The organism is Olivibacter sp. XZL3 (assembly GCF_004368405.1).
In the GTDB taxonomy this organism is placed as follows: domain Bacteria; phylum Bacteroidota; class Bacteroidia; order Sphingobacteriales; family Sphingobacteriaceae; genus Olivibacter.
Genome location: NZ_SBJH01000117.1, coordinates 20,045 through 30,985, shown reverse-complemented (window position 1 = coordinate 30,985; position 10,941 = coordinate 20,045). Strand labels below are relative to the sequence as shown.

The 10,941-nt window shown below is 43.1% G+C and carries 11 protein-coding genes; all 11 read right to left on the bottom strand.

Features of this window, described 5'->3' with window-relative positions:
• Positions 1-40: 40 nt before the first annotated feature.
• The gene (locus tag EPX21_RS22170) at positions 41-1,042 is read right to left on the bottom strand and encodes a HAMP domain-containing histidine kinase (protein WP_134092079.1); all 1,002 of its coding nucleotides are present in this window, start codon (positions 1,040-1,042) and stop codon (positions 41-43) included.
• Between the two features lie 6 nt (positions 1,043-1,048).
• Complete coding sequence (locus EPX21_RS22165; RefSeq protein WP_134092078.1) at positions 1,049-1,624, bottom strand: N-acetyltransferase; 576 nt, start codon at positions 1,622-1,624, stop codon at positions 1,049-1,051.
• A 103-nt stretch (positions 1,625-1,727) separates the two neighbouring features.
• Positions 1,728-4,001 (bottom strand): multicopper oxidase family protein, encoded by a 2,274-nt coding sequence (locus EPX21_RS22160; RefSeq protein ID WP_134092077.1) that lies wholly within the window; start codon positions 3,999-4,001, stop codon positions 1,728-1,730.
• A 12-nt stretch (positions 4,002-4,013) separates the two neighbouring features.
• Complete coding sequence (locus tag EPX21_RS22155) at positions 4,014-4,469, bottom strand: heme-binding domain-containing protein (protein WP_134092076.1); 456 nt, start codon at positions 4,467-4,469, stop codon at positions 4,014-4,016.
• 27 nt (positions 4,470-4,496) lie between these two features.
• Positions 4,497-4,916, bottom strand: a complete 420-nt coding sequence (locus EPX21_RS22150; protein WP_134092075.1) for a hypothetical protein — start codon at positions 4,914-4,916, stop codon at positions 4,497-4,499.
• A 31-nt stretch (positions 4,917-4,947) separates the two neighbouring features.
• Complete coding sequence (locus EPX21_RS22145; RefSeq protein WP_134092074.1) at positions 4,948-5,472, bottom strand: DUF305 domain-containing protein; 525 nt, start codon at positions 5,470-5,472, stop codon at positions 4,948-4,950.
• Between the two features lie 11 nt (positions 5,473-5,483).
• Entirely contained in the window at positions 5,484-6,140 is a 657-nt protein-coding gene (locus EPX21_RS22140; protein ID WP_134092073.1) for a DUF3347 domain-containing protein, read from the bottom strand.
• 122 nt (positions 6,141-6,262) lie between these two features.
• Positions 6,263-7,321: a YncE family protein gene (locus EPX21_RS22135; RefSeq protein ID WP_134092072.1), complete on the bottom strand. Its 1,059-nt coding sequence runs from the start codon at positions 7,319-7,321 to the stop codon at positions 6,263-6,265.
• Positions 7,318-9,450 carry a heavy metal translocating P-type ATPase gene (locus tag EPX21_RS22130; RefSeq protein WP_134092071.1) on the bottom strand — a complete coding sequence of 711 codons (2,133 nt, stop codon included), beginning with the start codon at positions 9,448-9,450 and terminating at the stop codon, positions 7,318-7,320. The genes EPX21_RS22135 and EPX21_RS22130 overlap by 4 nt, the downstream gene beginning before the upstream one ends.
• Before the next feature lie 11 nt (positions 9,451-9,461).
• Positions 9,462-9,773, bottom strand: coding sequence for a phosphoribosylpyrophosphate synthetase (locus tag EPX21_RS22125; RefSeq protein ID WP_134092070.1), 312 nt, complete (start codon positions 9,771-9,773; stop codon positions 9,462-9,464).
• A gap of 14 nt (positions 9,774-9,787) precedes the next feature.
• Positions 9,788-10,693 (bottom strand): DUF3347 domain-containing protein, encoded by a 906-nt coding sequence (locus EPX21_RS22120; protein WP_134092069.1) that lies wholly within the window; start codon positions 10,691-10,693, stop codon positions 9,788-9,790.
• Between the last annotated feature and the right edge of the window lie 248 nt (positions 10,694-10,941).

Below are 10,941 nucleotides of genomic sequence, written 5' to 3'. Positions count from 1 at the left end.
ATTAAATCTAACGTTTTTGATGAAAACACTCCTTAAGTTTTTAAAATATCGTGTCCACTTTTTGCTGACGATTTACATTGTCTATCCCTTTTGTAAACCGTTCAATGTCGAACAGGTTTATTACATCAGCAGTTAGTTTATCTACGCCACCTTTTATTACGTCCAACTCCTGACCAGAACCAAATTTGGATATGTATTCGTCGAGATAATTTTTAATCAACGTAAGCGGTGTTTTTGTTTCATGAACGAGGTTAATGAAGTTGTTGGTCTTCTGTTCATTGATCTTTTCCAATTCTTTGGTGCGTTTATTCACTTCATCCTGCAAATCAGCATTCCAACTTTTTAATCGTTGCTCCGATTCAAGCAGCTTTCCATGTTCTATCCGTAGCTGTGTTACATTCCTATGCACCTGTAAGCCGAACAATAACAGGAAGCCAATATTGGTAATAGATGCTTCCATTGCCTGTCCGAATTTAAAGTAATCAATAATCGGTAAACCAATCCACGGTGTTAGGCTGAATAATAATACAATCATCTCCTGTTTTGCTTCAAGGCTACTGAAATCATTACTATACTTATAGCGAATGGCTTTAACCAGAGAAACAATCACCCAAATTGCATAGAGTACCGGAATGACCAGAAGATTTTGTGCGGACCGTAGGTCGTCCGAAATCCAAAAAACAAAAACAAAAAGGCAGTAAGGCAAAATGAGGAACAGATACACACCTTTATACGCGTGAAACCTAAGCTTTTTTAGATCAAAAGCTTTGAAAACGTAATAGGGGAAATAACAGGGTGTGATGAACCCGGTAGCATATGCAATTATTTCCTGTAAAAAAAAGCTTCCGGGCAGTTTCGGATCAGGCAGTAAACCTCCGGTGATATTATAAACCAGCAGCAGAAAAATCAGGATTAGATTGAGCATAGTGATTTTATCATCTGGTCTGGCTAAACGAAATATCACCAGATAGAAGAAAATCACAAATTCTATGCTCACGAAAAGAAATGTGACGATGTGCATTTGTGTTCCAAATACCAACATTGCCAGTTATTTTACATCTCTTTTAAAAAAATACAAATGGTAAGTGAGGTCGTGTTCATTATAAACTTCAAATCCAAATCTTTCATACCACGGCAGATTCTTGACTGTTGATGTCTCCAGATAAATAGGACGATTAGAAGAATTACTGAAATTGATTATTTCCTGGAGCATCTTACTTCCTATACCCCGATTTTGTACCAAAGGATCAACTCCAATAAACCATAGATAAGACATGATTATTTTGGGTTGAATGTTCTTTATGAGTTTCTCCCTCTTTAAGGTTTTGTTTATATTACTTATTCCTACAGATCGAAGGATAAGTTTTAAATCTAACACTGATGAACGAAAAGTACTTTTCTTTTTTTCTGGATAAACAATTAAAGCGCAAGCTTTCTCATCATCAGAAAGAAAAACGTCCCCGAACATCATACAGATGTCAAAAGAATAGTCCATCAGTGCACGTATTCGTTTCTCTCTATGTTTATCCTGTTTAATAATGTAGTTAACACTTGCGTTGGTGTCAAATGACGATGCAAGAATTTCAATAACTAAATTCTTGTGGGTGTAATTTGCCTTTTTCATAAATATTGGTTATACAGTTTTATATTATTTTACAAGGATCTAATCTCTTCGGTAAGAAGATTACGCATCAGACCAGTAAATATCATCGTTATGTTTATCCATCTTAATAGGTCAATGATAATCCGACACCCCATCCCATATCACTATCGTAGTGAGTGCGGATGCCGATGTTTTTGTTGATGATGTAACTAAGTTCCCCCATGTATTCAAAGTCCGTATTCACCATAAAGCCGCCCCGTAATCTTTTGGATATAGGAATATCCTCTCTCATCATTTGCAACCGGACGATTCCATCGTGATATACCTCTGCCTGGAAGTTAACCAGCATCGGCAGCGTATAGATAAATCCTAAGCTAAACTGTCTGCGGGTGTCTTTCTCATTTCTTTGCCCGAATAAATTCTTTTCGTGCTCATCAATACCGAGTCTGCGGTAACGCCAGTCAAAACCTATGAATGGCATAAACCATTGCATTCTGCCCAAATACCTGCCTAAATGTGTTTCCACCTCGTAGCCGTGCATATCATTGTAACCTAAACGCCATTCCGAACTCAGGTTCCACCTCGTGTTTTGCAGCATTGCCGTTCCGTCATTTCCGTTTGTGGCAAAGTCATTTTGCGCCATGAAATGTGGCATGTTGCTTTCCCGCTGTAAGGTTCTATAGGCTTTAGCCTTATCGGGTAAGTTGGGATTTTGGTAATCGCCTACAGCAAACACCCTGTTCATGCCCGACATCATGTGATACAAAATATGACAGTGAAAAAACCAGTCGCCCTCCGTATTTGCTGCGAACTCAAGGGTATCTGTTTCCATCGGCATAATATCAATGATATTTTTAAGCGGTGAATGCTCTCCTTTACCGTTTAGCACCCTGAAATCAAACCCGTGCAGGTGCATGGGATGGCGCATCATGGAGTTGTTGTAAATCGTAATGCGTAGTATTTCACCTTTCTTGACAGGAATTTTATCCGTTTCAGAAAGTACCCTGTTGTCCATGCTCCAAACATAGCGGTTCATATTCCCGGTAAGGGTGAATTTTATGTTTTTTACGGGTGCATCTTTAGGTAGTGATGTGTTGTAGGGAGATTTGAGCATGGAATAATTTAAAGTAACAATATCTCCCAAAGCATTCGCATTATAACGGTTGGGGTCATTATCCATATTCATTCCGCCATGCTTACTATGGTCAGCCTTTTTTCCTGCTTCTCCTGTAATTTCGGGGTACATGACCACATTCATATCCATTTGGTTCAGGCTCATCTTCATACCCATATCGTCCAGGTCGCCGTTCATCTTCATCATATCGTTCATCATCTTCATCCCTTCAAAGTATTTCAGTCTCGGCAGCGGTGAAATAAGCTGCTTTACCCCATTACCGATAAAATAGCTTGCCGATTGTGTCCTGTCTTCGGTTGTCGCCAAAAATTCATACGCCAAACCATCATCAGGAATAGTGACCACTATATCGTATGTTTCGGATACGGCAATAATTAACCTGTCCACCTCAACTGGCTCCACGTCGTTACCATCGTTTGCCACTACGGTAATTTTACCACCGGCGTAACGCAGCCAGAAATAAGAAGATGCACCGCCATTGGAGATACGAAGACGGACTTTATCCCCAGCCTTCAATGTTTTTCCATCCACCGACTTTAACTCCGGCGAATTGTTGCCATTCATAAGGATCTTATCATAATACACATCACTTACGTCCATTGCCAGCATCCGTTTCCACTCATTCTTTACTTTCACGCCTAATTTTCCTTCCCTGATAGCTTCAACGTATGACTGCGTTGCATTCTTTTTAATGGCAGCCCAATCATTGGCGTTGTGCAACATCCGGTTAATGTTGTTAGGGTTATAATTTGTCCATTCGCTCAGGACAATGGGTAAGGTGGGCAAATCGTCGATTCCTTTTCTAAAGGTCTTATCGTCTGCACGCTTGTTCATTATAAAACTGCCGTACATTCCTATTTGTTCCTGCAATCCTGAGTGTGAATGATACCAGTGTGTACCGTGCTGGATAATTGGGAAACGGTAGGTATAGGTAGTACCGGGCTTAATCGGCTGTTGCGTAAGATAGGGTACACCATCTTCTTTATTGGGCAGGAATACGCCATGCCAGTGTAATGATGTATTTTCCTTTAACAGGTTGTGTACTACAATTTCGGCAGTGTCTCCCTCGGTAAATGTAAGCGTGGGCATGGGTATTTGCCCGTTTACCGCAATCGCTCTTTTTTGCTTTCCTGCATAGTTTACGAGGGTATCTTTTACATACAGCTCGTAATGCACTACCTTCTGTGCAAACAGGGTTTGCGTGCAAAGCAGTATCAGTACTGTTTGCAGTATTTTTATGGGTATGTCTTTATATCTATTCATTATTTGAAATTTTTATTTAATACTGTCTTCCATTGTGCCAAACCAATTAACCAAAACCTGCTTATCCTGCTGTGATAATACTGCGTTGCGATGAATCAACGTATATGACGACAACGGCATTTCCCCGTCCTTGACCTGACCCGCCATTGCCCTGAACTTATTTCGCTGCTTGCGGGCTGAATACTCGCCAAAGGTGCTAAAGTTGAGTTCCTCTTTGCCTTTTTTGATATGCCGTGCCATATACCATGCCCCGGGCTGGATACGGCTGTACCACGGATAGCGGGTATTGTTGCTATGACAGTCATAGCAGGATTGGGTAAGGATGGCCTTTACGTTTTGGGGTACGTTGTAAACCCTTTCAATATGAGAGGCGGTTACTTCATCCGACTGGTTTCGTAACGGCTGAAAAAACTGTATGCCGATTAAGATAACAGCCAACCCCAATATGATTTTCTTTTTTAAGGACATAATATTGTGGCTTCATTTAAAATGTGACTACTGTTTTTTAAAATAATTGTCGTAATTATCCTTACTCTCAAAGTAGGATACTTCGCCGTTGTTCCCCGTAACGGCAATCACCGCTACAGCTTTATCCACTTGCTTGTGGGAATACGGGTCCGTTGCCACCCGAACGCTGGCATCTTTTGGAATGCGCTCTTTGCACATTTCACAGCATCCGTAGTATGTTTTACCTTGAAATTTTACGTCAAACTGCTTTTTGCCCATATAGGCATCGTTGACCATGCAGACTTCATCTGAGGGGACCAATTCGCCTTTTTGGATACTATGTTCGTGGCCTGTTGCGACTGCCTCCGGGTGATGGTGTGTTGCTTCCGCCTTATCAGACCCTGTCTGCCCGCAAGCGGTGCATAGCAGGGTTAACAGGGAAAGCAAGCCGATTAATACTTTGCTCATGTTGAATTATTTTTTGAATTTTATCATCGTCCTATTTATCATTCTCAAACTCTTTTAGTTTGCGCTTCATCAGTTCAATTTCTTCTGCCTGAGTTTTAAGTATGTTTTTTTGTAACTGTATCAGTTCCGGGTCGGTCAGGTGAGCCTTTTCAGACATCAGTATGGCTGCTGCGTGATGGGGTATCATACCCTTTGCAAACTGCTTGTCCCCGACATTGAGTTGTTCCCTGATACCAAACCATGAAAAAATGCCAACGGCGACTGAAATTATTGCTATCAACCAGTTCATCTTCCTGTTGGGGTACATCATCTTCATGATCAATAATTCAATAAGCAACATTGCCGAGGTCATCAGCAAGGTCATATACAAATTGTTGATATTGAGTAGAAGGTTCTGCCACCCGTCTATCATGGCGTACATGATAAAATACATAACTCCGAACATTGCGACAGCCATCACCGCAAAGCGTTTGTACATGCCAGAAGCATGTTTTGAATTGTGCACACCATGCGCTGAAGCATGGTGTGCATGGTGACTGTTTTCCATATTTTCCATATAACTGATTTTTATTTGCTGTTAATTGTTTGCTGCACCTTACCGCAGGTCAGCATTTTCGAGCCATAATAAGGGTTTTTGATTTCCTTGTTTTCACTGAACCAAACAGCTCCCTTATTGTCGTTGAACATCGGGCAATGATCCTGATACAATGTTTGTGATGAACCAAACAAATCAATCAGGTCTTTCAAATCTTCGCTAAGCGAGGATAAATGTTCGCGTTGGTGGTGGATGTTGCCAACATTTTCCCCGATATGCTCCGCATGTTCTTTTGCATCATCCGCTATGTCCATGTATTTTTTATGCTTATCGGCGGGAATGGCTTTCATGTCTACCTGGTTCAAAGCAGCTAAGAGTTTTTTACCTGCTCCGGCAGCAGCTTTGTCATCGTCTGAAACGAGAGCATTCTTTAATGACAGGTAGCCGGTAATGATGGGCGCAATGGAAAATCCTTTGGCTGCGGCATTTACTGATTCGCCTGGCTGTTTACCGCTTGATGTATCGGTAGCGGCAGGGGCGGTTAAGGTATCATTTGATTGGGAAGTCGCCTGCCCTTCAGAAACGGCAGTGGTATCCGTTCCAGACTGGTTTTTGTTTGAAGACTCAGTACAGGATACTGCTATAAATGTTATGATAACTGCGAAGACTGATAATGCGAAATTTTTCATTTTATTAATTTTTAAATTGAATAAGTATTTTAAGTTAGGGTTACCACCGTACTATGCAGTACCGGCAACCGGTAAGAGTTATTGGTAGTGGTATAGATGATAGCCTCTATGCCACCTTTTTTTTACATTTTTATCACGAGGCCATTGGGCTTTTTACCAACGTTAAGCGTCTTTGTTACGGCATGTGATGATACGTTGATTACTGAAACCGTATTGCTTTCCTGGTTGGTGACATAAGCGGTATTTCCGTCCTGTGTGAATACAATGGCGTGCGCTCCTGCACCGGTATTAAATACACCCCCGTGCATCCACATACTCATGGCATTGTCCCAAGTCCAGTAATGAACTTTCCCATTCATAGGGTCAGTTACCCATAGTTCATTTTTTGACGCGTTATGGGCGGCAAATCCGGGCATAAAACCTAAACTAACAGTTTCGCTTACCGTATTGGTAGCTACATCAATCACTGAAATGGTCTGTGAAGCCTCATTGTCCACATACATTTTGCCGTTACCTGCAGGCCAGGCTCCGACAGGATCATCGCCTACGGTCAGGGTAGCTACCACCGTTTTTGCAGAAGGACTGATCACTGAAACTGTACCACTGCCACCGTTGCACACGTAGGCTTTTGTCCCATCCATGCTAAAGGTTACTTCCGCCGGATCTTCACCTACAGAGATTGTATTTTTGACAGCATAGGTGGTGGCATCGTAAACCAACACCTTTCCATCCATCGCCATTTGCGTTGTCCATATTTCTGTACCGTCCGGTGAATAAACGGCATTGTGGTTCATTGCCGGTGTTTCAATATCCTTTAAAATGGTTCCTTTCTTTGCATCCAGAATCAGGATACGCCCTTTCATGCCTGCCATGCCGCCAGTATGGCCTGCACTCAAATCCATACCAGGCACACCGATGGTTAAATGATCTTGATGGCTATAAATGTGATGCGGCCACATAATCATATTACCACCGGAGTTCATGATGTCAAAGGTTTCGCTCACCGTATTATCGCTTAGCTTGATAATTGAAACGGTGGCGCTTTCACCATTGACCACGTATGCTGCGGGGTAATCAATATTTTTGTCCATTGGCATATCTCCATTGTCATCTTTGTTACAAGAGGACAAAGTGGTAAAGGAAACGGCAGCGATTGCTACTAAAAATGCTATGTTTTTCATTTTAGATTTAAATTTTTGATTTTTAAGAAACTTGCGTTAATGGCCACTACAATCGTGCTTACGCTCATCAGCACAGCACCCATAGCGGGACTTAAAATAAATTTTGGATAGAGGACACCTGCTGCAAGTGGAATTGCCACAACGTTGTAACCCACCGCCCATATCAGGTTCTGCACCATTTTTTTGTAGGTGAGTTTACCGAAGTCAATCAGCTTAACTACATCCCTGGGATCACTGTCCACCAATATGATGTCCGCTGTTTCGGCAGCCACATCCGTACCGGAACCTACGGCAATACCCACGTCTGCCTGCGCCAGTGCAGGTGCATCATTGACACCATCACCTGTCATGGCAACCACTTCACCTTTATCCTGGAACTCTTTTACCTTTTCCTGCTTGTTATGGGGCAGCACATTTGCCAGATAACCGTCCATTCCTAATTTTCCGGCCACCGCAGCAGCAATCCTGTCATTGTCCCCGGTGAGCAAAAAGGACTTAATACCCATTTTTTTGAGTTCATCAATTGCCTGTCCGGAACCCTCCCGGATGCTGTCTGCCGAAGTGATGATGCCGATTACCTGATTTTCGATGAGAACGAAGTTGACCGTTTCGGCTTCCTGGTTGATTTCTGCTGGAATTTCCGGTAAGGAAAGGCGGTTTTCTTTGAAATAATTTGGCCCCGCAGCTACTACATTTTTCCCTTTGACAACACCTTTAACACCGATGCCCTGCATATAGCTGAAGTTTTCAGACTTCCATAAGGCAAGGCCCTTTTCTTTTAATATTGCCATGATGCCTTTTGCGATATGGTGCTCCGAATTTTGCTGTACTGCGGCAGCATACTGGATCACTTCATCAGCCTTATACTCGTCCGTTAACGGGATAACTTTTTCCACTGCATGGGAGCCTTTGGTGAGCGTTCCGGTTTTATCAAAAATGATGGTAGATAGCTTCCGGGTTGTTTCAAATGCCGTCCGGTTGCGAATGAGCAGACCATTAGTCGCCGAAAGTGTGGTGGAAATGGCGACTACCAACGGGATAGCCACACCCAATGCGTGCGGGCAGGCGGTTACCATGACCGTAACCATCCTTTCAAGGGCAAAGGCAGTATCACCACTGCTGGCAAACCAATAAACGAATGTGCCTATGCCAACGGCAATGGCAATAAAAGTGAGCCATTTGGCTACTTTGTCAGCAAGGTTCTGCGTATTGGACTTAGTAGCCTGTGCCTCCTGTACCAGGTTAATCACCCGGTTCAGGTAGCTGTCTTTTCCTACTGCTGTTACCTTTACCTTCAACGCACCATCGCCATTGATAGATCCTGCGATCACCTTACTGTTCGTTTCCTTTTTTACGGGAACACTTTCCCCGGTAAGCATACTTTCGTTGATGTAAGAAACGCCCTCCAGTACCAAGCCGTCGGCCGGAATTTTTTCCCCCGGTTTTATGATGACCGTTTCATTGCTTTGCAGCTCTTCGAGCTTTATTTTTACGGCTTCTCCGTTTCGTTCAACGGTGACATCGTTTGGCAGTAAGGCCACCAGTGATTGTAATGCCCGGGAAGCAGCCATCTGGGAACGCATTTCCAGCCAATGCCCCAAAAGCATGATGTCGATAAGGGTTGCCAGTTCCCAAAAGAAATCCATGCCCTGCAGGCCAAACACAACGGCCACCGAATAGATGTAGGCTACGGATATGGCAATGGCAACAAGTGTCATCATCCCTATGGCTTTTGCCTTCATCTCGCCCATCATTCCCTTCAGGAAGGGTAAGCCTCCATAGAGATAAATTGTGGTTCCGAGTGCCAGCAATACATATTTATCGCCAGTGAAAGCAAGGCTGAAACCCAACCATTGCTGTATCATATGTGATAACAGCAGGATAGGAACTGTAATGACCAGGCTTACCCAAAAGCGTTTCAGGAAATCCCCGGTATGGTGCCCTGCATGCTTATTAAAGCCCTCTTTTTCATGATCATGAGAAGAATGCTCAGCATGCCCATGTCCTGATGTATGCTTATGAGAAGCTGTTGTACTGCCAACTGGCACCAATGTCATACCGCAGAGCGGGCATTTGCCCGGTTCGTCTTTTAGTACCTGCGGATGCATCGGACAAGTGTATTTATTCATAACAAGGGGGTTTAAAATTTATGTGCATTTAATTTTTTTGCCATCTCATGGGTCATCACACCGGCATAAGTACCATAGGCATCAACAAGTACCCCTTTGTTCCTACCGTCATTGGACGATATCGCGTACACAACTGCATTGTTATCAGGACTGCTGTCGAGGCTTTCAAACCTATGTGTTTCCGTTACCGTAAAATCCTCCGGTTTTAGCTTCAGGCTCCTTGATGCACAGTACAGGCAGTCCGGTAAAAGACTAAAGTCCATACTGTACCCACGTTGTCTCAGTTCTTTGAGCGCCTGCACCATGTCATCGTACTGTACCATAGCGTTCAGATCTGTTATTTGATGGTTTCTACCGTGCTGCCGCAGCTAAGCATTTGTGAGCCATAGAATGGATTTTTTATTCCATTCTCCTTACTCAGCCAATTGGCTCCCTTGCCTCCATTATACATAGGGCAATGCTGGTAGTAAACGGGAACGTCCTGCTTGGAAACTTTCGCCAGTTCGTAGATATTACCTGAAAGTGCTGCCAAGCCATTTCTTTGTTTTGCTACATCTTTTGATGCTGAAATACTCGCTGCATTGGCCGCTAAGTCTTTCATTACTTTCATCCAGGCCGTATGTTCCTGTGCCGACAGCTTATTCATATCTACCGCTTTGATGGCTGCTGCCAATTCTGTGGCTTTGGCGGCTGCGGTGGCAGCGTCGGTCTTTACCAGGGCATCTTTCACTGAAAAGTAGCTGTCAAATACAGGTTTTAGCGGTGACTGATCCTGGGGGTCCGTCATTTTAGCTGAGGCATCCATTTTACTGTGATCATGATTGCCGTGCTCTGTTTTCATGCCGGTCATATCCATACCCGCCATATCCTTACCCGCCTCTTTATTTTTGGCAACCGTCTTCAAGGGTCTATCGTACTGGCAGCAGCCAGCCAGTTTTGCATATACGTCATCGGGTGCGCGGAACTTCTCATTGTCATACCCGGCTAAAGCAATACGCTTCAGGATTTCATCCTGGTTTGTTCTGTCGCTGTCGTAAGTGAGTGTAGCCACTTTGGTATCTTTATTCCAATCCACGCTGGCTACCTTCTTTACATTACCTGCTTTTTCGATGGTGGTTTTACACATTTCACAATTACCGTAGATCTTTACGGTTTCCGTTTTCGCATTCTTGATCTGTGCAAAACCGTTAATTGATGATAGTAATACAGCGATTACCATCACCATCTTCGATAATGATTTCATAATAATTACTTTTTTAGAAACGAGGTATTAGCACCCCTTTCCTGGTTAAAGTTTTGAATAAATGATACAAATAGGGGAAGTTCAAAAGCAGAAAGTTGCTTTTGAAAGGGCACACCTATGGCTATCAGGCCATAGGTTTAGCTTATTTTAGGCGGTAGCCAAATGGAGTAATAGCCTGAGGAATAATAGGCTTCTTTGAAACCGAATTTTTGCTTTTTAGCTGCTGCAAAAGGATATTTTGCTTTTAA